Annotated in this window: 21 protein-coding genes and 1 pseudogene; 13 read left to right on the forward strand and 9 right to left on the reverse strand. The window is 60.5% G+C overall.

Going from position 1 to position 25790, the window contains the following annotated elements:
• The first annotated feature begins 69 nt into the window (after positions 1-69).
• The 4 genes from ftsZ to lpxC all read left to right on the forward strand — a co-directional run bounded on the left by ftsZ (position 70) and on the right by lpxC (position 3842).
• A complete protein-coding gene (gene ftsZ, locus AC1MGT_RS16125; protein ID WP_499501015.1) occupies positions 70-1269 on the forward strand; it encodes a cell division protein FtsZ in 1200 nt (399 codons plus the stop codon).
• A gap of 126 nt (positions 1270-1395) precedes the next feature.
• Positions 1396-1899, forward strand: coding sequence for a peroxiredoxin (locus AC1MGT_RS16130; RefSeq protein WP_332533075.1), 504 nt, complete (start codon positions 1396-1398; stop codon positions 1897-1899).
• 112 nt (positions 1900-2011) lie between these two features.
• A complete protein-coding gene (locus AC1MGT_RS16135; RefSeq protein ID WP_499504300.1) occupies positions 2012-2854 on the forward strand; it encodes a DMT family transporter in 843 nt (280 codons plus the stop codon).
• A gap of 52 nt (positions 2855-2906) precedes the next feature.
• Positions 2907-3842: a UDP-3-O-acyl-N-acetylglucosamine deacetylase gene (gene lpxC, locus AC1MGT_RS16140; RefSeq protein WP_499501016.1), complete on the forward strand. Its 936-nt coding sequence runs from the start codon at positions 2907-2909 to the stop codon at positions 3840-3842.
• 18 nt (positions 3843-3860) lie between these two features.
• On the opposite strand, the gene AC1MGT_RS16145 is transcribed toward lpxC, so the two are convergent.
• Positions 3861-4352: a DciA family protein gene (locus AC1MGT_RS16145; RefSeq protein WP_499453511.1), complete on the reverse strand. Its 492-nt coding sequence runs from the start codon at positions 4350-4352 to the stop codon at positions 3861-3863.
• 279 nt (positions 4353-4631) lie between these two features.
• Here AC1MGT_RS16145 and secA point away from each other — a divergent pair, with 279 nt between their 5' ends.
• Positions 4632-7418 (forward strand): preprotein translocase subunit SecA, encoded by a 2787-nt coding sequence (gene secA, locus AC1MGT_RS16150; protein ID WP_499501017.1) that lies wholly within the window; start codon positions 4632-4634, stop codon positions 7416-7418.
• Between the two features lie 130 nt (positions 7419-7548).
• Here secA and AC1MGT_RS16155 read toward each other — a convergent pair whose 3' ends face one another.
• The gene (locus AC1MGT_RS16155; RefSeq protein WP_499501018.1) at positions 7549-8523 is read right to left on the reverse strand and encodes a hypothetical protein; all 975 of its coding nucleotides are present in this window, start codon (positions 8521-8523) and stop codon (positions 7549-7551) included.
• Positions 8524-8665: 142 nt separating this feature from the next.
• Between AC1MGT_RS16155 and AC1MGT_RS16160 the strand changes: the two are divergent.
• Positions 8666-8770 (forward strand): annotated as a pseudogene (locus AC1MGT_RS16160) (SEC-C metal-binding domain-containing protein); the annotation flags it as partial.
• 128 nt (positions 8771-8898) lie between these two features.
• Here AC1MGT_RS16160 and AC1MGT_RS16165 read toward each other — a convergent pair.
• Genes AC1MGT_RS16165 through AC1MGT_RS16175 form a run of 3 tightly spaced genes read right to left on the reverse strand, consistent with a single transcriptional unit; the run spans position 8899 to position 14299 of the window.
• Complete coding sequence (locus tag AC1MGT_RS16165) at positions 8899-9873, reverse strand: hypothetical protein (protein ID WP_499501019.1); 975 nt, start codon at positions 9871-9873, stop codon at positions 8899-8901.
• A gap of 20 nt (positions 9874-9893) precedes the next feature.
• On the reverse strand, positions 9894-11447 hold the full coding sequence (locus tag AC1MGT_RS16170; protein ID WP_499501020.1) for a hypothetical protein: 1554 nt from the start codon (positions 11445-11447) through the stop codon (positions 9894-9896).
• Entirely contained in the window at positions 11447-14299 is a 2853-nt protein-coding gene (locus AC1MGT_RS16175) for a type VI secretion system Vgr family protein (protein WP_499501021.1), read from the reverse strand. Before AC1MGT_RS16175 ends, AC1MGT_RS16170 begins: the two co-directional genes overlap by 1 nt.
• Positions 14300-14549: 250 nt before the next feature.
• Between AC1MGT_RS16175 and argJ the strand changes: the two genes are divergently transcribed.
• From argJ to AC1MGT_RS16195, 4 genes are read left to right on the forward strand one after another with little or no spacing between them, the layout of a single operon-like run.
• Positions 14550-15788, forward strand: coding sequence for a bifunctional glutamate N-acetyltransferase/amino-acid acetyltransferase ArgJ (gene argJ / locus AC1MGT_RS16180; protein ID WP_499501022.1), 1239 nt, complete (start codon positions 14550-14552; stop codon positions 15786-15788).
• Positions 15788-16678, forward strand: coding sequence for an ATP-binding protein (locus AC1MGT_RS16185; RefSeq protein WP_499501023.1), 891 nt, complete (start codon positions 15788-15790; stop codon positions 16676-16678). The genes argJ and AC1MGT_RS16185 overlap by 1 nt, the downstream gene beginning before the upstream one ends.
• Positions 16675-17094 (forward strand): NUDIX domain-containing protein, encoded by a 420-nt coding sequence (locus AC1MGT_RS16190; protein WP_499501024.1) that lies wholly within the window; start codon positions 16675-16677, stop codon positions 17092-17094. Before AC1MGT_RS16185 ends, AC1MGT_RS16190 begins: the two co-directional genes overlap by 4 nt.
• A 10-nt stretch (positions 17095-17104) precedes the next feature.
• The gene (locus AC1MGT_RS16195; protein WP_499501025.1) at positions 17105-18406 is read left to right on the forward strand and encodes a D-amino acid dehydrogenase; all 1302 of its coding nucleotides are present in this window, start codon (positions 17105-17107) and stop codon (positions 18404-18406) included.
• 15 nt (positions 18407-18421) lie between these two features.
• Here AC1MGT_RS16195 and AC1MGT_RS16200 read toward each other — a convergent pair whose 3' ends face one another.
• From AC1MGT_RS16200 to AC1MGT_RS16215, 4 genes are all read right to left on the reverse strand, one after another.
• Complete coding sequence (locus AC1MGT_RS16200) at positions 18422-18625, reverse strand: DNA gyrase inhibitor YacG (RefSeq protein ID WP_482897510.1); 204 nt, start codon at positions 18623-18625, stop codon at positions 18422-18424.
• A 15-nt stretch (positions 18626-18640) separates the two neighbouring features.
• Positions 18641-19396: a cell division protein ZapD gene (zapD, locus tag AC1MGT_RS16205; RefSeq protein WP_183557256.1), complete on the reverse strand. Its 756-nt coding sequence runs from the start codon at positions 19394-19396 to the stop codon at positions 18641-18643.
• Between the two features lie 87 nt (positions 19397-19483).
• A complete protein-coding gene (coaE, locus tag AC1MGT_RS16210) occupies positions 19484-20089 on the reverse strand; it encodes a dephospho-CoA kinase (RefSeq protein ID WP_499501026.1) in 606 nt (201 codons plus the stop codon).
• Positions 20086-20955 (reverse strand): prepilin peptidase, encoded by an 870-nt coding sequence (locus tag AC1MGT_RS16215; protein WP_499501027.1) that lies wholly within the window; start codon positions 20953-20955, stop codon positions 20086-20088. The genes coaE and AC1MGT_RS16215 overlap by 4 nt, the downstream gene beginning before the upstream one ends.
• A 210-nt stretch (positions 20956-21165) precedes the next feature.
• Here AC1MGT_RS16215 and AC1MGT_RS16220 point away from each other — a divergent pair, with 210 nt between their 5' ends.
• The 3 genes from AC1MGT_RS16220 (at position 21166) to AC1MGT_RS16230 (ending at position 25790) form a co-directional block, all read left to right on the forward strand.
• On the forward strand, positions 21166-22509 hold the full coding sequence (locus AC1MGT_RS16220; RefSeq protein ID WP_499501028.1) for a hypothetical protein: 1344 nt from the start codon (positions 21166-21168) through the stop codon (positions 22507-22509).
• A gap of 777 nt (positions 22510-23286) precedes the next feature.
• A complete protein-coding gene (locus AC1MGT_RS16225) occupies positions 23287-24012 on the forward strand; it encodes a gluconate 2-dehydrogenase subunit 3 family protein (protein WP_499501029.1) in 726 nt (241 codons plus the stop codon).
• Between the two features lie 2 nt (positions 24013-24014).
• Complete coding sequence (locus tag AC1MGT_RS16230; RefSeq protein ID WP_499501030.1) at positions 24015-25790, forward strand: GMC family oxidoreductase; 1776 nt, start codon at positions 24015-24017, stop codon at positions 25788-25790.

Consider the following 25790-nt stretch of genomic DNA (forward strand, 5'->3'; position numbering starts at 1 on the left):
TGAGGCGGCGAACCAGATACGCACAGGCCTCGTTCCCGTAAATGCACTTTGAAAATTAGGGAGCACATCATGGAGTTCGATATGGTCGATAACGCAGCACTGGGGACCGTGATCAAGGTCGTGGGCGTCGGTGGCGCCGGCGGCAACGCGGTTCAGCACATGATCAATAAAGGTGTATCCGGTGTCGAGTTCATCGCCGCGAACACGGACGCGCAAGCGCTGGCCGTATCGAGCGCCGGCAACATCATCCAGATCGGTGACTCGGGCCTGGGTGCAGGCATGCGTCCTGAAGTCGGTCGCCAGCTCGCCGAACAATCACGCTCGCGCATCGAAGACGCACTGCGCGGCGCGCACATGGTCTTCATCGCCGCCGGCATGGGCGGCGGCACCGGCACCGGCGCCGCACCGATCGTGGCCGAAGTGGCCAAGGCGATGGGCGCACTGACCGTCGCTGTCGTCTCCAAGCCGTTCTCGTACGAAGGCCAGAAGTGCATGGACGTGGCCGAAGCGGGCCTCGAAGAACTGACCAAGCACGTCGACTCCCTGATCGTCATCCTGAACGAAAAGCTCGAAGACATCTACGAAGATGAAAGCATGCTCGACTGGATGCAGCATGCCGACGATGTGCTCAACAACGCGGTCGCCGGTATCGCCGAGATCATCAACGTGCCAGGCCATATCAACGTCGACTTCAACGACGTCAAGACGATCATGGGCGAGCAGGGCAAGGCCATGATGGGCACCGCGACCGCCGCCGGCGTCGACCGCGCGCGCATCGCCGCCGAACAGGCTGTTGCCTCGCCGCTGCTCGACGGTATCGACCTGTCGGGCGCCAAGGGCGTGCTGGTCAACGTGACCGCAAGCCGTGGCCTGAAAGGTAAAGAGATCAAGGAAGTCATGGCCGCCGTGCGCGCTTTCGCCGCGCCGGACGCGTCGATCGCACAGGGTATCGCTTACGACGACAGCATGGGCGACGAGATCCGCGTGACCGTGGTCGCGACGGGCCTGGGCAAGAACAAGAAGTCGATCCAGCTGGTCCAGCCGCAGCAAGTCATGCGCACCGGTACCTACGACGCGCCAGTGATGCAGGGCGCCGCAGCCGTGCCGGGCGGCCTGACTGCCGGCAAGGCCAGCGCTGATGCGCTGGGCGGCATGAAGCAGCCGGCCGTGTGGCGCCGCGAGCAGGCATCCGAGCAGGTGCAGGCGATGCAGCGCAATGGCGTCGAGACCTACGACATTCCGGCATTCCTGCGCAAGCAGGCCGACTGAGTTTTGGCATGACGGCTGGCGCGAGCCAGCCGCCGTTGAAAGGGCCGGCGCGAGCTGGCCCTTTTTACGTCCGGGGCCCGGATCGGCGATAATGGCCGGATTCACACAACCTTCACAGGAGCGAACATGAGCATCCAGATTGGCGAACGCCTGCCCGACGGCACGCTGGCCGAATTCATCGAGAACGAAACCGCAGGCTGCAGCCTGGGCCCGAACACGTTCCAGGTCGCCGATCTGGTCAAGGGCAAGAAGATCGTGATCTTCGGCCTGCCGGGCGCGTTCACGCCGGGTTGCTCGGTGCAGCACGTGCCGGGCTATGTCAAGCATGCTGACGCATTGAAAGCCAAGGGCGTCGATGAAATCTGGTGCATCTCGGTCAACGACGCGTTTGTGATGGGCGCCTGGGGCCGCGATCAGAAAGCCACCGGTATCGTGCGCATGATGGCCGACGGTAACGCCACGTTCACCAAGGCGCTGGGCCTGGACAACGATTACTCGGCCCACGGCATGGGCGTGCGCTCGAAGCGCTACGCGATGCTGGTTGAAGACGGCGTGGTCAAGACGCTGGACCTGGATGCCAAGGGCGTTGAAGCGTCGAGCGCCGAAGCGATGCTGGAAAAGCTGGGCTGATTTCGCCAATACCTGCATGACGAACGGCGCTGCGGCGCCGTTTTTTTTCACTACCCACAAGGAACGCCGCACCGTGAAGCGCCCATCGGGAAACCTGTACAGCATCTACGCGATGCTGCTTGCCGTCTTCATGTTCGCGCTGATGGACACGGCCATGAAGCTGCTGTCGGCGCGCTATCCGGCGCTGCAGGTCGCCGCATTGCGCGCCATCTGCTCGCTGCCCCTGATTGCCCTGTACGTGGCCTGGCGCGGCGCGTTTGCCGGCATCCTGCGCGTACGCTGGCCGATGCACCTGCTGCGCGCTGGGCTGGGCATCCTGATGCTGGCGCTGTTCGCATTTGGCCTGCAAAAGCTGTCGCTGGCCGAAGCCTATTCGATCTTCTTCATTGCACCTGCCCTGATCACGGCCTTGTCGGTCTTGCTGCTGCGCGAGCGCGTCGACCTGGCGCGCTGGCTCGCCATCGGCGTCGGGCTGATTGGCGTACTGGTCGTGCTGCGCCCCAGCGGCGCGGGCTTCCTGACAGTGGGCGGTCTGGCGGTGCTGGGATCGGCCGCCTGCTACGCCGTCTCGGCGATCACGGTGCGCGTGCTGTCACGGACCGACCGCAGCGAGCACACGGTGTTCTGGCTGATGGTGCTGATCGCCATTGGCGCCGGCGCCTTGGCGGCGCCCGACTGGGTACCAATGTCGGCCCGTGACATCCCGATCCTGTGCGGGCTGGCGGTGTCGGGTTTCATCGGCCAGCTGGCGATCACCGAAGCGTTTTCGCGCGGCGAAGCGTCGAGCGTGGCGCCGTTCGAATACTCGGCCCTGGCCTGGGGCGTGGGCCTGGACTGGCTGCTGTGGCGCGCGCTGCCCGACAGCTACACGCTGCTGGGCGCAGCGATCATCATCGGCAGCGGCCTGTATCTGATCCGCCACGAGAAAGAGCACGTAGAGGCCGAGCATCCTTGACGAGCAGGGGAGGGGCGCAGCAGCGCTGGGAGCGCTGGGCTATAATCGATCCATGCTGAAACAACGAACCATCAAGGAACTGGTCCGCGCCACGGGCGTCGGACTGCACTCGGGCCGCAAGGTCGAACTCACGCTGCGCCCGGCCGGTCCGGACACGGGCATCGTGTTTCGCCGCGTCGATCTCGATCCGATCGTGTCCATTCCCAGTTCCGCGCACGTGGTGGGCGACACGCGCATGGCGTCGGTCCTGATCAAGGACGATGCGCGCGTCTCGACCGTCGAACACGTGATGTCGGCCTGCGCGGGCCTGGGCATCGACAACCTCGTCATCGACGTGACGGCCGAGGAAATCCCGATCATGGACGGTTCGGCGTCGTCGTTCGTGTTCCTGCTGCAGCAGGCGGGCATGCAAGAGCAGTCGTCGGCCCGCAAGTTCATCCGCGTGCTGAAGGACGTCGAAGTGCGCCAGGGCAGCGGCGCGGCCGAAAAGTGGGCGCGCCTGTCGCCGCACAACGGCTACAAGCTCGATTTCTTCATCGAATTCAATCACCCGGCGGTCGATGGCACGATGCAGCGCGCGAGCGTGGACTTCGGCGACATCACCTATGTGCGCGACGTCGCGCGTGCGCGCACGTTCGGCTTCATGCAGGACGTGGAAAGCCTGCGCGGCATGGGCCTGGCGCGCGGCGGCTCGTTCGAGAACGCGATCGTGATGGACGAATACCGCATCCTCAATGCCGACGGCCTGCGCTACGAAGATGAATTCGTGCGCCACAAGATCCTCGACGCGATCGGCGACCTGTATCTGGTGGGCCATCCGCTGCTGGCCAGCTACACGGCCCACAAGTCGGGCCATGCCCTCAACAACGACCTGCTGCGCGCCTTGCTGGCGCAGCCGGATTCGTACGAGATCGTCAGCTTCGATGCGCTCGATACGGCGCCGCCATCGTACGTCAAGCAGATGACGCGGGAGTGGGCGCAGAGCTGATCCCGGCGCTGCCTGCGCTTATTTTCTCTTTGCTGCCAGCGCCCTGAGCGCGGCCACCAGATCGTGATTGTGCTTGTCGTCCGGCAGTGACGCGGCCAGTTCCTCGAACGCGCGCACGGCCGTCGGTGGCAGCTCCAACGTGCGCATCTCGGGTTTGTCGGGCAGCGCGCGTGTGACCTGCACCTTGATGCGGGTCGATTCCACCTGCCAGCCGCGCCCGATGAGCGTACTTTGCAGCTTGGGCAGCATCTGCTTGAGCCGCGCCGCCAGCGCCGAGCTGGGCACGGCCAGAATCAATACCCCTTCCTGGAACGACAGCACATCGCAGTTGTGAAACACGGCCGGCAGCGCCGCGGCGCAATCGGCCTGCAGGCGCGCCATGCGCGTGATGGCCGGCATCAGGCTGGCCAGGCGGTCGTTCGAGCGCAGGAAGTCGGTGGCGGCGTGCGAGGTCTGCCGGTTCTTGGTGCCGAAGATATGGACCGGGCGCTTTGGGGGAGGTTGCTGCATGCTCGGAACATACCACAGCGCGCGGTAGATGGGGAAACCCCGGCACAGCGCCGGGTCGCGGGCAATGCAGCGTGGGATTTTGCAGGCCATACGAGGCAGTCTGATAACGTTTCTGTCCCTGCGGGACTTGTTATCCTGCCCACGATCCCCAAGTGTGGCCGAATCGCATGATAAAATCAGTGGTTATTTGCCTAACGCGGTCTTTGGTGAAATCTGTTGATATCATCTTGGCTCCCTCATTGGCGTCTATTGCGGCGTATTTAATACTAGAAACCAAGCATGTCATTCCTGACCCAGATTTTCGGCAGTCGCAACCAGCGACTGCTCAAGCAATATCAAAAGACCGTGCGTGTCATCAACGCGCTCGAGCCACAGATGGAGCAGCTCTCGGACGCGGAACTGCAAGCCAAGACGCCTGAATTCAAGGACCGGCTGGCCAAGGGCACGACCCTCGACGAGATCCTGCCGGAAGCATTCGCCGTCTGCCGCGAAGCTGCCAAGCGCGTGATGAAGATGCGCCACTTCGACGTCCAGCTGATCGGCGGCATGGTCCTGCACCAGGGCAAGATCGCGGAGATGGGCACGGGCGAGGGCAAGACCCTGATGGCCACGCTGCCGGTCTACCTGAACGGCCTGTCGGGCAAGGGCGTGCACGTCATTACCGTCAACGATTACCTGGCGCAGCGCGATGCTGACCAGATGGGCCAGCTGTACGGCTGGCTGGGCCTCACGACCGGCGTCAACCTGTCGCAGCTCGACCACGACAGCAAGCAGAAAGCCTACAGCTCGGACATCACGTACGGCACCAACAACGAATTCGGCTTCGACTACCTGCGCGACAACATGGTCTACGACCTGCGCGAGCGCGTTCAGCGCGGCCTGAATTTCTCGGTGGTCGATGAAGTCGACTCGATCCTGATCGATGAAGCGCGCACGCCGCTCATCATCTCGGGCCAGGCCGAGAACCACACCGACCTGTACATCCGCCTGAACGCGGTGCCGCCGCAGCTGGTTCAGCAAATCGGCGAAGAAACGCCGGACGGCAAGGGCAAGATCGAAGTCCCGGGCGACTACCTGAAGGACGAGAAAGCGCACACCGTGCTCTTGACCGAATCGGGCCACGAGCACGCCGAAGCGATCCTGACCGAGATGGGCCTGCTGCCTGAAGGCGCGTCGCTGTACGACGCCGGCAACATCACGCTGATCCACCACCTGTACGCAGCGCTGCGCGCCCACGTCCTGTACCACAAGGACCAGCACTACGTGGTGCAGAACAATGAAGTCGTCATCGTCGACGAATTCACCGGCCGCCTGATGACGGGCCGCCGCTGGTCGGATGGCCTGCACCAGGCCGTCGAAGCGAAAGAGGGCGTGCGTATCCAGAACGAGAACCAGACCCTGGCCTCGATCACGTTCCAGAACTACTTCCGCATGTACGGCAAGCTGGCCGGCATGACGGGTACCGCCGACACCGAAGCGTTCGAATTCCAGGAAATCTACGGCCTCGAAACCGTTGTCGTCCCACCAAACCGGCCGTCGCAGCGCAAGGACCGCCAGGATCAGGTCTACAAGACGTCCGACGAGAAGTACAACGCGATGGTCATGGACATCCGCGACTGTTACGAGCGCGGCCAGCCGGTCCTGGTGGGCACCACCTCGATCGAGAACTCCGAGCTGCTGTCGGGCATCCTGACCAAGGCCAACCTGCCTCACAACGTCCTGAACGCGAAGCAGCACGCACGCGAAGCGGAAATCGTGGCGCAGGCGGGCCGTCCCAAGATGATCACCATCGCCACCAACATGGCCGGCCGTGGTACCGACATCGTCCTGGGCGGCAATATGGGCAAGCAGATCCAGCTCATCGAAGCCGATGGCAGCTTGAGCCCGGAACAGAAAGCGGCCCAGTCGCAGACGCTGCGCGACGAGTGGCAGTCGCTGCACGACCACGTGGTCAATGCCGGCGGCCTGCACATCATCGGCACCGAGCGCCACGAGTCGCGCCGCGTCGACAACCAGTTGCGCGGCCGTTCGGGCCGTCAGGGCGATCCGGGTTCGTCCCGCTTCTACCTGTGCCTGGACGACGCGCTGCTGCGCATCTTCGCCGGTGACCGCGTGCGCGCGATCATGGACCGCCTGAAAATGCCGGAAGGCGAACCGATCGAAGCGGGCATCGTCTCGCGCTCGATCGAGTCGGCCCAGCGCAAGGTCGAAGCCCGCAACTTCGACGTGCGTAAGCAATTGCTCGAGTACGACGACGTCGCCAACGACCAGCGTAAGGTGATCTACACCCAGCGTAACGAACTGCTCGAAGCGACCGACATCAGCGAGATGATCAATTCGCTGCGCGTGGGCGTGTTCACCGACCAGGTGCGCATCCATGTGCCGGCCGAATCGGTCGAAGAACAGTGGGACGTCAAGGCGCTGGAAACGACGCTGGCGGGCGAGTGGAGCCTGAACGTGCCCCTGCAGCAGATGCTGCAGGACGAGCCGAACCTGAACGACGACGACCTGCTCGAGCGCGTGCTGACGGCGGCCGAAACGTCGTACAACAGCAAGGTCGGTATCGTCGGCCGCGAATCGTTCGGTGGCTTCGAGCGCAACGTCATGCTGCAAAGCGTTGACACCCACTGGCGCGAACACCTCGCGGCGCTTGATCACCTGCGCCAGGGTATCCACCTGCGCGGCTACGCACAGAAGAACCCGAAGCAGGAATACAAGCGCGAAGCGTTCGAGCTGTTCTCGAACATGCTCGACCTGATCAAGAACGAAGTGATCCGTACCGTCATGACGGTGCACATCCAGTCGCGTGAAGAAGTCGAAGCAGCCGAAGCAGCGATGGCAGCGCAGGCGGCCCAGCTCGAGAACGTCAACTACCAGCACGCCGACTACAACCCGTCGGCCGCGCCGGAAGAGCTGTTCAATCCGAACCCGAACAAGGACGGCGAAGGCGACGCGGTGTCGGCGGAAGACCACAGCAGCTATATGGGCGTGAAGGTCGGTCGTAACGATCCATGCCCTTGCGGCAGCGGCAAGAAGTTCAAGCAGTGCCACGGCAAGCTGGCGTAAGCGCAGCAGGCAGGTAGCAAGTAGAGGCGGCCGGGGAAACCCGGCCGTTTTTTTTTTCTAGCCGCTGATTGATATGTAATGGGTTACGCCGCTTTAACTCGCGGCGGGTGCGGAGTGCAGCAAACCGGGACTAACGTTCCGATACCCAACGCCATACGGTATAACCATGGGCCGACCCAAGACTAAGCATGACATCGCCGATTCGATAGTATCGCCGAGCTGCACCGGGGTCGGTTGGCTCCCACACGCCTTCTTTTGGGCATTGCTGGCCAGCTTTTGACCACAACTCAGTCGGGGTGTTGGTGTCAGGCGGTGCGACGATAACGGGGTGCCAGGCAGTGGCGACCGCCACTGTTTCTGGCAGGGGAAACATGTCGGTTTCGGTCCTCAACTCTTCTGTTGTTTTGATGACCTTATATACCGCCTGCATTCGCATTCCTTTCACCGCAAAGGTGAGGCTATGATGTTCCAGTCTTGTGGCGGGATACCATACTCCGGTCCACGGGACTTCGTCGCCGGTATGACAAGAAATCGACTTGTCGATGAGATAGTTGGGTAGGGGGTCCGGCAGCGTCGAAAACATTGGATTTTCATAATTTTTCAGATAGCTGGTGTACCACCCTACAATCTTATCCCCTGGAAATCCATCATCATTATCACGCCGTTCTGGATGTGCTAGATTTTCATCGAAATAACTTGTAGCGCCCCACATAGCATTTTGCAAGGTCCGTCTTATAATGGAGGCATACGCCATCGCCCTAGAAAGCCAAACCCGGTCAAATATGTCATATTCTTTCTCGGTCATCCAACTATGCAAAGGTTGTTCTAGCAATCCTCGAACATCGCCCCTGAACGAGTCGGCGGTATCACAAATCAATTGGTAGTCATCGAGACGTGCTAAAGTTGCGCCTCTTTTGTAATTGAATGCAAGCTTTTTAAATGTATCGTAAATTTTGTTATTTCTACCAAAATTTGACGCTTGTCGGGCGATGGCCAGTCTCTCGAACCACTTCATTGTGGCATCTGCATCCTCCGCTGCTTTTTCATAAAATTCTGGCGATGCAAATAAATACCAGATCGCAGCTTCTAAGTTGAAATTCCTCATCGCATTCCTTTTCGATTTTTATGGATTGGCTGGTAAATTGAGAAGAATTCTTTTCGCTTCCTCAGGCGTATAGTCGGTTGCTCCCCAACCAGTTTCGAATGGGCCCTTTATATTTGGATCAAGAATTTGCTTGCGCAGTTTGGCAGCGGCTTTTTCTCCAGCCAAATTAGTGAATGCGGGCTGTAACGACCGATGCCCTCGCGGCAGCGGCAAGAAGTTCAAGCAGTGCCACGGCAAGCTGGCGTAAGAACAGCAGGCAGGTAGCATGTAGAAGCGGCCGGGGAAAACCGGCATTTTTTTGCTTAACCGCTGATTGATATGCAATGGGTTACGCCGCTCTACCTCGCGGCGGGTGCGGAGTGCAGCATGCCGGGACTAACGTTCTGATACCCATCGCCATACAGTATAACCATGGGCCGATCCAAGACTGAGCATGACATCTCCGACTCGATAGTATCGCCGAGCTGCACCGGGGTCGGTTGGCTCCCACACGCCTTCTTTTGGGCATTGCTGGCCAGCTTTTGACCATAATTCGGTCGGTGCTTTGGCTTTGGGTGGCGCGACGATGACAGGATGCCAAGTGGTGGCGACGGCGACTGTTTCAGGTGGAGGGAACATTTGGATTGCAGTTCTCAATTCCTCAGTTGTTTTGATTACTTTATATACTGCCTGCATTCTCATTCCTTTGACCGCAAAGGTGAGGCTGTGATTCTCTAGCCCTGTGCTTGGATACCACACGCCGGTCCATGGAACTTCGTCGCCAGTGTTGCAAGAAATTGATTTGTCTATTGCATAGTCGGGAAGAGGATCCGGCAGGCGCGAGAACAATGGCTCTTTGTAGTAGTCGAGATAGTCGGTATACCATTCAATAATAGTGCTCCCGGGAAGTCCGTCATCATCATTTCGGCGCTCGGGGTGCCTTGGGTTTATGCCGAAATAACTGATGGCGCCCATTAGCGCATTGTGCAAGGTTAGTGTAATGATGCTGCTATATGCCGTGACTCTTGAAATTCGCACTTGCTCAAATTCTTGGTACTCCTTTTCAGTCATCCAACTATGTAGCGGTTGTTCCATCATTCCTCGAATATTTCCGTTATTAGATTCTGCAGTTTGAAAAATGAGTTGATAATCCCCAAGCCTTGCCAAGGCAGCGCCTCTCCTTAAATTGCATTCCAGCTTCCTGAATGTGTCATAGATTTGATTATTTCTCCCAAAATTTGAAACTTGACGTAAAATTGCCAACGTCTCGAACCACTTCGTCGTCACGCCGCAATCATTCGCTGCTGTTTCGAAAAATTCTGGTGATGTAAATAAATACCAGATGGCGGCTTCAAAGTTAAGGTTTCTCATTACTTCCCTCTTGGATGATATTATGGGGTTACGGGCAAATTTAGAATTATTCTGTGCGCTTCTTCTGGGGAATAATCAGTTGCGCCCCAGCCGGTTTCAGTAGGTCCTTTTATGTGCTGATCGACGATCCTCTTGCGCAATTTGGCAGGGACCTTTTCGCCGGCAACATCGGTAAATTCAACTCGCCGATCCAAATTGCCAGCGTAGTCCCTGATATCAGCGCCAGTTTCGTGATCTACGCGAGGCATGACGGTATGCATTTCATCGCGCTTACTGGGGAAAAATACAATTTGCTCTCCACCACCTTGCAAAAAATAGTTCGTCCCTTCCAGTTTTTGGCTGGCTGCGGGCCCCCTCCAGACAGCGAGAGTTTCATTTGGTAGTACGTTATACTCCACAACCCAACCATTTTGATTCCACTCTGGCTTGACTGCGAATCGGCTCCGCCATTCTTCACGATCTTTGATTGCTTTGAATTCTGCTTCGGATATCCAGAATATCCCTGCGCCCTCGTTGGATGGATCTATTATCCTATAAAGTTTCTGCGGACCGATGATGTTGTCTGGAAGCATTCCCTTGCCCCTCGCACTAAATGTAGATATGTTATCGGGAGAAAGGGTCGGATGGTTTGGATGTTGTTTCATAAGTTTTTTTACGGCTATATCGTTTAATGTTATTGGTGGATAGTCTACTGGCCCAGTGATGGACTTAACCCAAGCCGGCGGCTTTGCATTGATCAGTTTTGCCGAGCCAGATTCCGAAATTGGTGCAATCCACCCGCGATTTGTTCGATATATTTCCACCCGCCATGCTTGGTCATCAAGCCTCTTTGCAACGACTTTGAGTACGGTTCTGACAGGTTGCGCATAATCATCGACGCACTCACTTACCGCTTTTCGAAAATCATCGAGCATTTTCAGACTGTCATCCACTAGCGCGCGAATACCCGTGGGAACAATCATCCGTATTTTTTTAAGTAGTTCTTTCAGCGCATCGCACTTCTCGTTGATCAGACCTTTGAGGACGGATGGGCTGATGCTCGCCGCAACCTCTATGATTTTCTTTGAAATGAATTTGTAAACGTCTGGTATTTTCCCCCGTGTCGCCCATTTTGCAATCTGGTTATGCTGGAGGTATTCCGTCAACCTCGGCAGGGCAAGATCGCACGCGCGATTCGTCAAAGCGACCAGCTTGCTGACATTGGTGAAATCGTCTGCGTGTTTGATCAATGGCTTCAGATAGACCCACACCAGGCGCAGGCCACTTTTGGCCACGGTGCCGATCTCGGGAATAAAGCCGATAGCCGTTGTCGCAATAAGAAACATCGTTACTTTGTTATCGGGGTCTTTTCTGTAGAGGCGAATATTTGCGACCAGATCCCGCAGGTCAAGAATCGTATCGACGAGCGGAACCAGCGATACCCCCATGTCGAAGCCGATCTGTCCGTTCGTTCTTTCCGGATTAAAATCCCCTTGCAATGCGCCCCATATCCACTCGCCGATTCCCACACCATCTGGTTTCTGGTAGCCGCGCACTTCGTTCAGGGCGTTCAATGTTTGATCGCTGGTGGTCATCACGCGTCTCCCCTGATTGAATCCTCATCTGACAGGCGCGGCGCCTCGCTCACCAGTCGATCGACACACGCCAGCAGCTCATCAACTTGAGCGCGTGGTTCATCCTGGGCTGATGGCGCGTTGTGATAAACCACCTTGTCGATGGTGTCCGGCAAGTTGCGCTCTTCAGCCATGCCGTTGCCATCCAGCGTCCCGTCCTTTTGCTGGCCGCCGGCCATGTACAGGGTGTAGGGCACACCGGCCATCGGCGCGCCTTCGTGTCCGTCCAGATCGAGTTTCAGCCAGTTGGTATGCTCGGCAGCGGGGAAGAAAGGCAATTTCGCCTCTTGTTGTGCGGGGCCGTTAAATCGATGATTCGCGGCTTTGACGGTAAAGTCATCAGCACAGCCTTGCTCGATCTTTCCGTCAGAGATTTTGATATACGCACCGCCGCATAGCAGCGTCAGGCTTTTCTTTGCCGCGATGACGACTTCACCCTGACTGGCAGTGATCCTGACATCGACATCCGCAGCAATGCCGACACTGTCCTGCTGCGCCTGGAGTTCGAGCTTTCCTGAGCGCGCGATATGCTTCATTCCATCCTGGTGCGCAAACAGCGAAATGCCTTTGCCGGCATTAAAATTGATCTGCTGACCGGCAACGACCTGGATGTGCTGTTGCGCGAGAATATTCTGTTGGCGTCCGCTATAGCTGACGGTCGATTTCGGCGTGGCGCTGACGAAGCCTCCATCGGCATATTGGGCGATCAGAGCTGCTGCTTGTCTGGTGCCATTCGCATCCGAACCAGACGCACCGCCAGCGCTCTCGAGGCTATCCGCCAGCTGCTGATGGGATGTCAGATCGACTGGCAATGCCTGATGCTGTGCAGCGAATTCTCCGAGTTCCTTAAGCAGGGCCTGTGAACTTTCCAGCAGTGCCAGCAGAGGCTCGCGCTCGAGTTGCTTGCCGGTCGCACCAAGCATCGCCTGTGTGGTCAGTAACATCAATTGCGCTGCACGCACGACGACCGAATGATCGCTGCGCAGTTCCGCACCTTCACCCCGGGGTTCGCCATTCCCATCGTTCCTGGGATGGGTCAGGCATCCCAGATTTAACTGGCTATGTCCATGTTCACTGGCCAGTTGTGCGCTGATCTGTCCGGGCGTGTCGTCCAGTCGGAGCTGGTTGTAGCGCGTGCCGTTTACCTCCTTGCTCTTGATGCCAGCCAGGAACCGATTCCCAGGTAATGCGCCGTAATGACTGAACGCTGGGGGAAGAGAAGCGCCGCCGAATACCCGGCCGACGACGATGGGGCGATCCGGGTCGCCACCAAGAAAGTCGACCAATACTTCATCGCCGACTCGTGGCAAGCTAATGCCGCCCCAGTGGTTGCTGGCCCAGGAAGTGGCCACACGTACCCAGGGGGAATCGCGGTCGGTATTGCTCGCGCCGCCGCGGTCCTGATGGTCTTGCTCCCGGTTTCCGGGAAACCGCACTTTGATCCGTCCCAGGGTGTCGCAATGTACTTCTTCACCAGGAGGCCCAACCACAAGTGCTGACTGCAATTTTATTCTGGGCAGATCGGTACGCGGATCGTAGGCCGGGACGATCGGTATCCCGCGTCGCACACAGGTGAACCGATTGGTGTATTTCACGTCACGCTCTTGGCTTGCTTGTTCCAACCCTTTGTGAATCGACGCGTTGGCCAGCAAATCGGCGGCGAACATACGCCGTATGCGTTCATCAACGTCCTTGGGCAGGTTGTTTTCGGCCACTACCGAGAGGTCTGTGACTACGAACTCACGCTCGGTTTCCGGGTGACGGTCGATCTCGGGGTGCCCGTCAAGGCGAAACCACTCGCCGATACGCAAATCGCGCACGCCACTTTCGCCGTGAAAGCACTTGCTCTCATATTCGAATCGTTGAATGCGTAAATCACCCTGCGTTCGATAGTCGGCCGCATCCATTGCGATACCGGGTGGATCGATCTGGTAATCCTCGAGGCCGGATGAAAATTGGGTGCCTGCAGTTCCCTGCTTCGTGAGGGTGGGAGAGTAGGCGTACATCATCCGGCCCTGCAAGGGATTCCAGCTTTGGCGGGAAACACGGCCAGGCTTTAACGTACGCACAGCGCTCCAGCCGATGATGCCGTCTCGCTCTTCAGTGCTCGCATCGCGATGAAACCGCGCAATGCCCACGGCATTTTCTGCGAGCGAGAGCGGTTTGTTAAAGAGTGTCAGCACATGAGTGGGTGTACCAGGGAACGCGGGCTTGGCAGCCTTCCCTGGCCGAAAAAACCAGGCAATGCCACGCCGCTTCCACAGACGGCGCAGGAACGCCGCATCGGATTCATTGTGCTGCATGGTCAGCTCCCGAAATGGACCCTCCTTGGCGATGCCAGTCGTATCAAGCTCGAATGCCATCGCCAGCACCGGATTGTTCAGGCGCCACTCGCGTACCAGCACCGTCGAGATATCGACTTCGTGCATGTTCTGGAAAACACGCGAGTTCACGCGCTGCTCCATCAGCGCCAGCGCATCGCGAATCACCAAATGGTAGGTAGCCAGGCCTCCATCGCTCGGTCCGGCGCAAACCTGCGCGAGAATCCCGCACACCGAATGCAATGTGCCGCGATCAGTCACGAATTGCAGCTCTGCGGGCAGTGCAATCAACATTTTTAGAGGAAGATTCGACTTCGTCGAGAAGCAATCCACGCGGTATTCAAGACCTCCACACAGTGTTTCTTGTCCGCTCAGACGAGCCACGACAAGCACATCCTCCATGTCTACTTCGCCGTGGGCGAGACGCAGACGGATAGCTCGATTGCGCTGGCTGTATTCGAATATGGTTCCATTCAGATTTAGGCTGTTCATATGAGATCTTTCGCTGAAGAACTAGCTCATAAACATGCCCGACACTGAATCCACCAACCTTGACTTTTGTCGTTGCCTTGATATCGCTGTGGGGAAATACCACAGCCCACAGGGCAGGAACGAGCAGATGCCCTGCGCAGGCAGGGCGGTCGCATGTTCAATGCATTCGCACCTGCGGCCGCATGCTTGCCGCGTGGCGGCGACGCTGGCGTTACAATAAGAGATTCGCAATTTTTCCAACGAGATCACCATGGCCGTCAATTCCCCCCTGCCAGTCGCAGCCGACCTGAAACCCGTCAACGGCATCGAGATCGGTTTCGCCGAAGCCGGCATCAAGAAGCCCAACCGCAAGGACATCCTCGTCATGCGCGTGGCCGAAGGCGCCACGGTCGCCGGCGTGTTCACGCTGAACCGCTTCTGCGCCGCGCCGGTACAGGTCAGCAAGGCCAATCTGGCCGCCGTGAAGCATGGCGGCGCGCCGATCCGCGCGCTGGTGGTCAATACCGGCAACGCGAATGCGGGCACGGGCGAAGAGGGCCTGGCCAATGCGCAGGCTACCTGCGCCGAGCTGGCCAAGCTGCTGGACATCGAGCCGGGCCAGGTGCTGCCATTTTCGACCGGCGTGATCCTGGAACAGCTGCCGCTGCAGAAGGTCGTCGCCGGCCTGCCGGCCGCGGTGTCGAATCTGAAGGCGGACAACTGGTACAACGCCGCCGAGGCGATCATGACCACCGACACCCAGCCGAAGGCCGCGTCGCGCACCGTCACCATCGGCGGGCACACCGTCACGATGAGCGGCATCAGCAAGGGCGCCGGCATGATCAAACCGAATATGGCCACGATGCTGGGCTACCTCGCGTTCGACGCCAAGGTCGCGCAGCCGGTGCTCGATGAACTGGTCAAGCACGCGGCCGATCATTCGTTCAATGCGATCACGATCGATGGCGACACGTCGACCAACGACTCCTTCATCATCGTCGCCACCGGCGCCGGTTCGCTCGTGATCGACAAGGCTGAAGGCCCCGACTACGAAGCGTTGAAAGATGCCGTGACCGACATCTCGCGCAACCTGGCGCAGCAGATCATTCGCGACGGCGAAGGCGCCACCAAGTTCATGACCATCACGGTCGACGAAGGCGCCGACGTGGCCGAATGCCGCAAGATCGCGTATGCGATCGCGCATTCGCCGCTGGTGAAAACCGCGTTCTTCGCATCCGACCCGAACCTGGGCCGCATCCTGGCCGCCATCGGCTATGCCGGCGTCGATGACCTGGATGTCACGAAGCTCGACCTGTACCTGGACGACGTCTGGGTCGCCAAGGCGGGCGGTCGCAATCCCGACTACAAGGAAGAAGACGGCCAGCGCATCATGAAGCAGTCCGAGATCACGGTGCGCGTCAAGCTCGCGCGTGGCGATGCCACGGCCACGGTCTGGACCTGCGACCTGTCGCACGACTACGTCACGATCAACGCCGACTACCGGTCCTGATGGTGACATCGCCACTGGACCAGTTCCTGCGCCGCGCCGAAGGCTTGCTCGAGCGCCTTGAAGCCGTGCTGCCGGCCGCGCATGCCCGTGAGCCGGACTGGAAGCGCAGCACGGCCTTCCGCTGGCGCCGGCGCGCGGGCGGCGCCGGCAACTACCTGCAGCCGGTGCTGCACGCGTCCACCATCAACCTGGACGACCTGCACCACGTGGCCGCGCAAAAGCGCCAGATCGAGCAGAACACGCGCCAGTTCGTCGCGCGCCGCCCGGCCAACAACGTGCTGCTGACCGGTGCGCGCGGCACCGGCAAATCGTCGCTGATCAAGGCGTGCCTGAACGGCTACGCCGACCAGGGCCTGCGCCTGATCGAAGTCGACAAGGCTGACTTGGCCGACTTGCCCGACATCGTCGATCTGGTCGCGGGCCGGCCCGAGCGCTTCGTGATCTTTTGCGACGACCTGTCGTTCGAAGAGGGCGAGGCCGGCTACAAGGCGCTGAAGGTGGCGCTCGATGGCAGCATCTCGGCGCAGTCCGACAATGTGCTGATCTACGCAACGTCGAACCGGCGCCACCTGATGCCCGAGAAAATGTCGGACAACGCCGGCTACCAGCATGGCGCCGATGGCGACCTGCATCCGGGCGAGACGGTCGAAGAGAAAATCTCGCTGTCCGAGCGGTTTGGTTTGTGGCTGTCGTTCTACCCGTTCCGCCAGGATGACTACCTGGGCATCGTCGGCCACTGGCTCGCGAGCTTCGGCTGCACGCCGGAGCAGATCGCGGCGGCGCGCCCCGAAGCGCTGCAGTGGGCCTTGCAGCGCGGCTCGCGCTCGGGCCGCGTAGCGTGGCAGTTCGCGAAGGACTATGCGGGCAAGTTGCCGGATCAAGCCGCATGAGTAATGTGAAAGCCAAACCCGTCGATGTCGCCGTCGGTGTGCTGATGCGCCCGAATGGCGACGTGCTGCTCGGCCAGCGCCCGGACGGCAAGCCCTACGCTGGCTACTGGGAATTCCCGGGCGGGAAAGTCGAAGCGGGCGAAGACATCTTCGCGGCGCTGCAGCGCGAGTTCATGGAAGAACTCGGGGTGCAGGTTGTCCAAGGCGAGGCCTGGTGCTGCGTCGAACACGTCTACGAGCACGCCCACGTGCGCCTGTATTTCTACATCTGCCGCGAGTGGATCGGCGAGCCGCAAAGCCTGGAAGGGCAAGCCTTTGCCTGGCAGGGTTCGTATGGCGTCAGCCCGCTGCTGCCGGCGACGATTCCGCTGCTCGAATGGCTCGACCGCGTCCGCTTTCCGGATCGCATAACGTAAAGTTCATCGCATGAAGATCATCATTCTCGGCAGTGGCGTCATTGGAACCGCATCGGCGTATTTCCTGGCCCAGGCCGGGCATGATGTGACCGTCATCGATCGCCAGCCCGGTTCGGGGCTGGAAACGAGCTTCGGCAACGCCGGCGAAATCTCGCCCGGCTACGCGACGCCGTGGGCCGGGCCAGGCGTGCCGGCCAAGGCGCTCAAGTGGCTGACGATGCAGCACAGCCCCCTGGTGATCCGGCCGAAGCTCGATGTGCACCAGTGGCGCTGGATCCTGCAGATGCTTGCCAACTGCAATACCCACAGCTACCAGGTCAACAAGACCCGCATGGTGCGTCTGGCTGAATACAGCCGCGACGTACTGGTGCAACTGCGGCGTGACACCGGCATCGCCTACGATGAACGCAGCCGGGGCACGCTGCAGTTGTTTCGCACGCAGAAGCAGCTTGACGGCGCGCACACGGATACCGAGGTGCTGCGCCAGTCGGGCGTGGCGTACGAATTGCTCGACCCGGCCGGCTGCACGCGCTACGAGCCGGCGCTGGCGCGCGTGCCGAGCAAGTATGTCGGCGGCCTGCTGCTGCCGAATGACGAGACGGGCGACTGCTTCAAGTTCACCCAGGGACTGGCCAGACTGGCCGAGGGCCTGGGCGTGAAGTTCCGCTATGGCCTCAAGATCGAACGCTTGACGACGGAAGGCGACCGCGTCACCGGCGTCGTCACCGACCAGGGCACATTGACATCCGACGCCTTCGTCATGGCGCTGGGAAGCTACTCGCCGCAGTTGCTGCGCCAGATCGGCATCCACGTTCCTGTTTATCCGGTCAAGGGCTACTCGATCACGGTGCCGATCACGGATGCCTCGGGCGCGCCCGAATCGACGGTGATGGACGAGACCTACAAGGTGGCGATCACGCGCCTGGGTGACCGCATCCGCGTGGGCGGCACGGCCGAGATTGCAGGCTACGATTTGCGGCTGCACCAGGCGCGGCGCGATACGCTCGAACACTCGGTGACCGATCTGTTCCCGGACGGCGGCGACGTCAGCAAGGCCTCGTTCTGGTGCGGCCTGCGGCCGATGACGCCGGACGGTACGCCGGTGGTGGGCCCGACGCCGTACCGCAACCTGTTCCTCAATACGGGCCACGGCACGCTGGGCTGGACGATGGCGTGCGGTTCAGGGCGCGTGCTGGCCGACATGCTGTCGGGGCGCCAGCCTGAGATAGGCCTGGAAGGTCTGTTCATGGACCGCTACGGGCGGCGCAACAAGCCAGTGGTGGTGCCGCAGGGGATCCGCAGCGGGACCTAGCCGGGCATCCGGCGGTCAGCGCTGTGGAGGCTGTGGCGGTGGCGGTTCGTCGAACGGGTCGAGCGGGTCGGCCGGCACGGCGCCGGGGATGACGAATTTTTCTTCGGCCCAGGCGCCCAGGTCGATTTGCTTGCAACGCTCGGAGCAGAACGGGCGATACTTGTTCGCCTCGGTCCATTCGACTTTCTTGCTGCAGGTAGGGCAGGAGACAACGGTCATCGTACGGTCAATCAGTTAAAAATTACAGAGCGTCAGGTCGAACGGCACGTCCACCTCGAGCGGCTTGGGCTTGCAGTCGCCGTCCTGGCTGGTGAAGCGCACCCACAGCATGTACTTGTTGGCCGAGATCTCGGGGATCGCGCCGGTGGTTTCGTCGAGCGTCAGGCGCAGCATCTGGTAGATTTTACCCTGCAACATCTGCTGGTAGCTGCCGGCGGCCGCGAACATCTTGACGGACGCGCCGGAATTGCGCAGCAGGCGCAGGACCAGCGACAGCGCCTCGAGCAGCGGCGAGAGCGGGCCGAACCAGCCCATGATGTCGTCAAAACGCTTGTCGAACGGGCGCTTTTGCCAAGCAAAATATGACGGCAGGTCGAACTCGCAGGCGCCGCCCGGGATGATCGTGCGGCCGCGGATGCTCATGAGCCATTCGTTCTCGCGCACGTTCTGCCCGGTCTTGCCCTGGCTTGCGACCAGCGCGCTGCTGGCCGCATCGAGTTCGGCCAGTACGGCGTCGAGCGTTTCGGCCACCACGGCCGGATTGCTGCGGTAGGCCAGCAGCGATTGCTTCTGGCGCTCGAGTTCCTGCAGCAGATCGGATTTCAGATCGGCGCGGCCGGCCACTTCCAGCATGTCGAAGATTGTCGCGAGCGCGACATGGTGCTGCATCGGGTGTTCCTGATGCACGAAGAACTTGAATTTCTCGTACAGGTCTTCCAGCCGCAACAACGTGCGAATCCGCTCGTTGAAAGGGTATTCGTAGACGATCAAAATGACATTCCTCTGAATGTAGGCTGGAAGGCAACTGCGTGATTCTGAACCATGCGGCCCGAAATTACAAACCCTGCATCACTATTGTTACAGACTTAACGCGAGATACCGTTCATGCAATGCCTGCACCTGCGCCCGCAGGGCCTCCAGACCGGCGTCGTTGTCGACGACGTCGTCGGCTTCGGCCAGGCGCCGGGCGCGCGTGACCTGGGTTGCCATGATCGCGCGTACCTCGTCAGCGGAGAGATGGCTGCGCTGCATGACGCGCGCCACCTGCGTGTCTTCGCTGCAGTCGATGGCCAGCACGCGCGTAACGCGGTCGCGCCAGCTGCCCGATTCGATCAGAAGTGGCACGACATAGATCACATAGGCACCCGTGGCCGCCTGGCCGGCTGCCTCGGTTGCGGCGCGGATGCGCGGATGCAGGATGGCTTCCAGTCGCGCGCGCGCGGTGGCATCCGAAAACACGAGGGTGCGCATGCGGGCGCGGTCGAGCGCGCCGTCCGGCTGCGCGAAGTCGGGCCCGAACTCGGCCACGATGGCCGGCATCGCTGCGCCCTGCGGTGCTGTCAGCGCATGCGCGATGACGTCGGTGTCGACGATCGTCGCGCCCAGCGCGGCAAACAGGTCGGCGACCGTGCTCTTGCCGCAGCCGATGCCCCCGGTCAGTCCTACTGAAAACGCCGGCGTCATCCGAACAGGCCCGCCGTGAAGCCGCCCAGCTGCGCGCCGTACAGCATCGTCAGCAGGCCCGCTGCCGCCAGATAGGGGCCGAACGGGATCGCCTTGTCGCGCGCGCGCTTGGCGAACACGATCAGGCTGATGCCGACGATCGCGCCGACGACCGACGACAGCAGGATGATCGTCGGCAGCGCGGTCCAGCCCAGCCACGCGCCCAGGCCGGCGAGCAGCTTGAAGTCGCCGTAGCCCATGCCTTCCTTGCCGGTGGCAAGCTTGAACAGCCAGTACACGGACCACAGCACGAGGTAACCGGCGGCGGCGCCGATGACGGCGTCCTGCAGCGGCACGAAGGTGCCGTTCAGGTTGATGAGCAGGCCCGCCCACAGCAGCGGGTAGGTCAGGTCGTCCGGCAGCAACTGCGTGTCGTAGTCGATGAAGGTCATCGCGATCAGCAGCCACGCAAACAGCAGACTGGCCATGCCCATCGCGCCGCTGCCGAAAGTCCAGACCAGCAAGCCCGAGACGATGGCGGTGAACAGTTCGACAGCCGGATAGCGCGGCGAGATCGGCGTCTTGCACTTGCGGCACTTGCCACCAAGGACCAGGTAGCTGATGACCGGGATGTTTTCCATCGCCGTGATCCGGTGCCCGCAGCACGGGCAGGCGGAGCGGGGCACGGTCAGGTTGAAGCGGTCCGTGTGCGGTGGCGGCTGGCCGCTTTCTTGCGCAACATAGTTGTCGGACTCGCGCTGCATCATCTTCGGGATACGGTAGATGACGACGTTCAGGAAGCTGCCGACCAACAGGCCCAGCAGGGCCGCCACCAGCGTGGGTGCGAGCTGCGCAGGGAGCGCAAACAGAAGGGATTCCAGGGGCATGTCGGTCGTTTCGGGTCGAGTGGCGTGCAGTACGGGCAGGCTGCACGGTAGATTCTGTAGAACAACCTTATTGTAGGGCGTTTCCCCTGTTTGGCGAAGTGCTTTGCCGGTTCCCGCGCACGATTGCGACGCCTCACGCGTCGTGCGTGGCCACGCACCAGACTCGATCGTATTGACGTCCAGTGCCATCGCCGCCGTGCCATCACCCCTATGCCAAGCCCGACATTCAGATTCCTGAACCACGCCAGCTGGTTGCTGCGCACCGACCATGCGCTGTTGCTGGTCGACCCGTGGCTCGAAGGCACCGTGCACAACAATGCCTGTTGCCTGATTGACGACACTACCCGCGACGCGCACGTGATCGACGCACTCAACGCAAGCAGTTTGCCGGTGTTTGTCTGGTGCTCGAGTAGCCGCTCCGAGCACCTGTCGCACTCCTTCGTGCAGCGATTTCGCGCCGAATTTCGCGGCATCGCCACCTTTCTGTGCCGCGAGGGCGACTCGCGCCTGGCCGACACATTGCGGCGTCATCGCCTGGCCATTGCGACATGCCCCGTCGGCGTGCCGCGCGCGCTGGCCCCCGGCCTGCGCCTGACGGCCCGTGCCACCGACGAGGACGAGTCCTATTGCCTGATCGCGTGCGGGCACCGCACGCTGCTGCACCTGGGCGAACGGGTGCTGACCACCGCGTCTGCGTGCCGCCGCGCGGCCGCGCAACTGCGCGCGGGTCAGGTGCGTGTCGATCTGCTGCTGACCAGCTTTGCCGCCCATGCGACGCACGACGAAACAGCGGCCGAGCGCGGCATCGGGCGCATGGCGTGCCAGATCGACGCCTTCCGGCCACGGCTGGTCGTGCCGGTCGCCTCGTTTGCGCACTTCAGCCGCATCGACAATGCGTGGCGCAATCACGGCCGTCCCACGCCACTGGACGTGCTCGAGGCGCCAGCGCTGGCCCCGCTGCGTGGCGTCATCCGGTTCATGCAGCCCGGCGCGCAGTTCGATCTGCTATCTGCAACACCGGCCGCCTTGTGCGCGCAGCACGACGACGCCCTGACGTACTGGATGGCGCGCTGGCGCGGGCGGCCTGCGCCGTTGCCCCGTCCGCCCCAGGCCACGCTGGCCGAGCTGAAAGAGGCGTTCGCTGCTTATCGCGACCGCGTCGGTGTGCAGTTGCACGGCCTGCCCGGGCTGCTGGAATGGCTCGGCATACTGCGCCCGCTGCATCTCGAATTGCCCGACCTGCACCGGACGATCGTGCTGTCGTACCGGCATGGGCTGAGCTCACTGGCGCGCGATGCCCGGGCCGATATCGCAATGTGTTCGGGGACGGCGCTGTACCTGCTGCGCGCCGGGGATGGGTTCGACACGACGGTCGCCGGCGGTTGCTTCCAGAGCATGCGTGCGCAAGGCGTGTCGATGTTCAGGCGTTTCTTCTTGCCCCAGCGTGTATGCCAGCGTGTGCTGGAACAGCAACGGCTATGGATAATCGGCGGCGCGTTGCTGCATGAAACATTAATCTGGGCATGGCGTGCAATACGTGCACAATTGTCGTAAATGCACGGCCTGAATTTGCTGCCCCAGCCAATGACTATCCAAATCCAATGTCGGCGTGATGCCATATCGGTGATTTATTTTCCTCTCATCATATTCAGTGATGGGAGCATTAAAAATGTGCATGGGCTTGTCATTACATCCTGGCCATATGCCACTGGGCAGAAACATGAAAACATTATTGGCTTGATATTATTATTAATTCTTTTCGTCGGATGTGATCAGGCAGAGCGGCATGAGAGAGTGTTTGCCTGTATTAAAAACGACTGTTACAGTGTTTCATTTATGCAACGTGTGAAGTTTTTTGCTGTCACACCCTGAACCCATGTCGGCGTGCCGGCAGGCGTTGCCACAGAAGCGGTCGCCCTCCTCAAGCGCCGATCGATACGCCTTGTACGCCCACACATTACCGCTGGTCATCCCCAACGCCATCCACTGAGACACATTCGTATTGACGACGATTTCGGCGTATCCGTGCGGCAATTACTTCATGCACCACTGTATCTGCACAGGCGCGTAATCCATCCATTGAATTAAAACTCTTGAAATTTCTGAATATTAGAATGTTTCATTTGTAAATATATTAGTGATGCTGGCGCTGATTTCCCTATACGGAAATTAACGCGAAAGGAACACAGCGAATCGGCGTCAATTAACGACGCCAAATGGATAATGCCAATTCCCGCGCCGGGATTTCCAATAGCGTATCAAGGTCAGCATTGTTATCATGCGAGATGCCTGATGCATATATATCCAACGTCAATATGGAGCAAAGACATTATGTCCGATGACCAGCAATCTCCTTCCCGGCGCCGCACGCTCATCAAGACCCTGGTCTTCGTGCCGATGGGTGCGGGCGCTGCAGCGGCGATCCAGCAGAACTTGCCCAACGCAACGGCCGCAGCGCCGGCCGAAGGCAAGCCTGACGCCTACACCCCCAAATTCTTTACCGCGACCGAATGGAAATTCGTCATCGCCGCCGTCGATCGCCTGATCCCGCATGACCAGCACGGCCCTGGCGCCGTCGAACTGGGCGTGCCGGAATTCCTCGACCGCCATATGCAGACGCCATACGCCGCTGGCGCGATCTGGTACATGCAGGGGCCATTCCTCGAAGCCACGTCCGAATTCGGCTACCAGGGCAAGCTGGCGCTCAAGGACATCATCCGCGTGGGCATCAAGGCCGTCGACACGCATTGCGCCAGCAGTTTCTCGGGCAAGGCATTTGCCGACCTCGACCTGCGCATGCAGGAGGCGGTTTTGAAGGGTCTCGAAGAAGGCAAGATCAAGCTGGCCGACATTTCGTCGAAGCTGTTCTTCGCTGACTTCCTCGCCGAAGTGCGCGCCGGCTACTTTGCCGATCCGAGCCACGGCGGCAACAAGAACATGGGCGCATGGAAGATGATCGGCTACCCCGGCATGCGGGGCGATTATCTCGAATGGGTCAAGATTCGCGACAAACCGTATCCGCTCGGACCGGTCGATCTGGCGGGACGGAGAGGATAAGCATGGCAATCGTAAAACCAAAAACAGATGCAGTGATCGTTGGCATGGGCTGGGTTGGCGCCATCATTGCCAAGGAATTGACGGACGCCGGCATGAACGTCGTCGTGCTCGAGCGCGGTCCTGACCGCGACACGCAGCCCGACTTCGCCTACCCGCGCGTGATCGACGAGCTCGAAGGCTCGGTGCACCGCAAGTACCTGCAGTCGCTGGCGCAGGAAACCATCGCCATCCGCCACAACGGCACGACAGCGGCGGTGCCGATGCGCCGCATGGGCTCGTTCAAGCCGGGTACGGGCGTCGGTGGCGCCGGTTCGCACTGGTCGGGCTGCCACTTCCGCGCGCTGCCAGAGGATTTCAAGATCCGCAGCATCATGGAACAGAAGTACGGCAAGAAGATCCTGCCGGCCGGCATGTCGATCCAGGATTTCCCGATCACGTATGAAGATCTGGAACCGCACTTCGATCACTTCGAATACGTGTGCGGCACTTCGGGCAAGGGCGGCATCATCAACGGCGCGCAAGTTGCCGGCGGTAACCCGTACGAAGGTTCGCGCTCGCGCGAATTCCCGCTCGGACCGAACCCTGATTATCTGGGCGCCGAATACTTCTACAAGGCCGCCAACGCGATGGGTTACCACCCATACCCGATCCCGGCCTCGAACGCCTCGGGCACCTATGTCAACCCGTACGGTTGCCAGATGGGACCATGTAACTTCTGCGGTTTCTGCTCCGACTACGGCTGCCTGAACTACTCGAAGGCGAGCCCGAACGCGAACATCCTGCCGGTGCTGCGTGGCCGCAAGGGGTTCGATCTGCGCACGATGGCGCAGGTCATGAAGGTCAACCTGACGCCGGATGGCAAGATGGCCACCGGCGTGAACTACCTCGACGCCCAGGGCCGCGAGACCGAGCAGCCGGCGGACATCGTCATCCTGGCCGCATTCGCGCTCTACAACGTGCACCTGATGCTGCTCTCGGGCATTGGCCCGGCTTACGATCCTGTCACCAAGACCGGTACTGTCGGCAAGAATTACTCGTACCAGAACCTGAACCGCGTCTCGCTGTTCTTCGACGAGACCGTGCATGCCAACCAGTTCATGGGCATTGGCGGCGGCGGCGCCACGTTCGATGACCTGAACGGCAACCGCAACGATCCGACCAAGACCGGCTTCATCGGCGGCGGCATCATCTGGGCGCGCCAGCCGGGCGGCGGTCCCGTGCGCGGCATCGCGACTGCACCGGGCGTACCGGGCTGGGGCAGCGACTGGAAGAAGGGCGCCAAGGACGCGATGCGCCATTCGTTCTACTTCGAAGTGCAGGGCTCCTGCATGTCGTACGACGATGCCTATCTCGACCTCGATCCGAACTACAAGGACGGCTTCGGCCGGCCATTGCTGCGCATGACGTTCGACTGGCACGAGAACGAAATCATCGCGTCGCAATACCTGGTCGGCAAGGCGCAGGACATGTGCCAGGTGCTCAATCCATTGGCCATCAAGGGCGATGCGAAGAAGCCGGGCAGCCACTACAACATCAACCAGTACCAGAGCACGCACACGGTTGGCGGCGCGATCATGGGCGACAACCCGAAGACGTCGGCCCTGAACAAGTACCTGCAGTCGTGGGATGTGCCGAACGTGTTCGCGCCGGGGGCCAACGCGTTCCCGCAGAACAATGGCTACAACCCGACCGGCATGGTCGGCGCGCTGGCGTACTGGTGTGCCAAGGCGATCCGTGAGCAGTACATCAAGAACCCAGGCCCACTGGTCCAGGCATAA

Source organism: Telluria sp. BA11 (assembly GCF_056680305.1).

What these genes read in the sequence shown, in the direction of transcription:
- AC1MGT_RS16190 (WP_499501024.1), top strand. Translation starts at nt 16,675, where the DNA reads ATGAGTAATGTGAAAGCCAAACCCGTCGATGTCGCCGTCGGTGTGCTG.
- AC1MGT_RS16200 (WP_482897510.1), bottom strand. Translation starts at nt 18,625, where the DNA reads ATGACCGTTGTCTCCTGCCCTACCTGCAGCAAGAAAGTCGAATGGACC.
- AC1MGT_RS16225 (WP_499501029.1), top strand. Translation starts at nt 23,287, where the DNA reads ATGTCCGATGACCAGCAATCTCCTTCCCGGCGCCGCACGCTCATCAAG.
- AC1MGT_RS16165 (WP_499501019.1), bottom strand. Translation starts at nt 9,873, where the DNA reads ATGAGAAACCTTAACTTTGAAGCCGCCATCTGGTATTTATTTACATCA.
- AC1MGT_RS16185 (WP_499501023.1), top strand. Translation starts at nt 15,788, where the DNA reads ATGGTGACATCGCCACTGGACCAGTTCCTGCGCCGCGCCGAAGGCTTG.
- argJ (WP_499501022.1), top strand. Translation starts at nt 14,550, where the DNA reads ATGGCCGTCAATTCCCCCCTGCCAGTCGCAGCCGACCTGAAACCCGTC.
- AC1MGT_RS16220 (WP_499501028.1), top strand. Translation starts at nt 21,166, where the DNA reads ATGCCAAGCCCGACATTCAGATTCCTGAACCACGCCAGCTGGTTGCTG.
- lpxC (WP_499501016.1), top strand. Translation starts at nt 2,907, where the DNA reads ATGCTGAAACAACGAACCATCAAGGAACTGGTCCGCGCCACGGGCGTC.
- AC1MGT_RS16215 (WP_499501027.1), bottom strand. Translation starts at nt 20,955, where the DNA reads ATGCCCCTGGAATCCCTTCTGTTTGCGCTCCCTGCGCAGCTCGCACCC.
- coaE (WP_499501026.1), bottom strand. Translation starts at nt 20,089, where the DNA reads ATGACGCCGGCGTTTTCAGTAGGACTGACCGGGGGCATCGGCTGCGGC.
- AC1MGT_RS16145 (WP_499453511.1), bottom strand. Translation starts at nt 4,352, where the DNA reads ATGCAGCAACCTCCCCCAAAGCGCCCGGTCCATATCTTCGGCACCAAG.
- AC1MGT_RS16170 (WP_499501020.1), bottom strand. Translation starts at nt 11,447, where the DNA reads ATGACCACCAGCGATCAAACATTGAACGCCCTGAACGAAGTGCGCGGC.
- AC1MGT_RS16230 (WP_499501030.1), top strand. Translation starts at nt 24,015, where the DNA reads ATGGCAATCGTAAAACCAAAAACAGATGCAGTGATCGTTGGCATGGGC.
- AC1MGT_RS16130 (WP_332533075.1), top strand. Translation starts at nt 1,396, where the DNA reads ATGAGCATCCAGATTGGCGAACGCCTGCCCGACGGCACGCTGGCCGAA.
- ftsZ (WP_499501015.1), top strand. Translation starts at nt 70, where the DNA reads ATGGAGTTCGATATGGTCGATAACGCAGCACTGGGGACCGTGATCAAG.
- AC1MGT_RS16195 (WP_499501025.1), top strand. Translation starts at nt 17,105, where the DNA reads ATGAAGATCATCATTCTCGGCAGTGGCGTCATTGGAACCGCATCGGCG.
- AC1MGT_RS16155 (WP_499501018.1), bottom strand. Translation starts at nt 8,523, where the DNA reads ATGAGGAATTTCAACTTAGAAGCTGCGATCTGGTATTTATTTGCATCG.
- AC1MGT_RS16135 (WP_499504300.1), top strand. Translation starts at nt 2,012, where the DNA reads ATGCTGCTTGCCGTCTTCATGTTCGCGCTGATGGACACGGCCATGAAG.
- AC1MGT_RS16175 (WP_499501021.1), bottom strand. Translation starts at nt 14,299, where the DNA reads ATGAACAGCCTAAATCTGAATGGAACCATATTCGAATACAGCCAGCGC.
- secA (WP_499501017.1), top strand. Translation starts at nt 4,632, where the DNA reads ATGTCATTCCTGACCCAGATTTTCGGCAGTCGCAACCAGCGACTGCTC.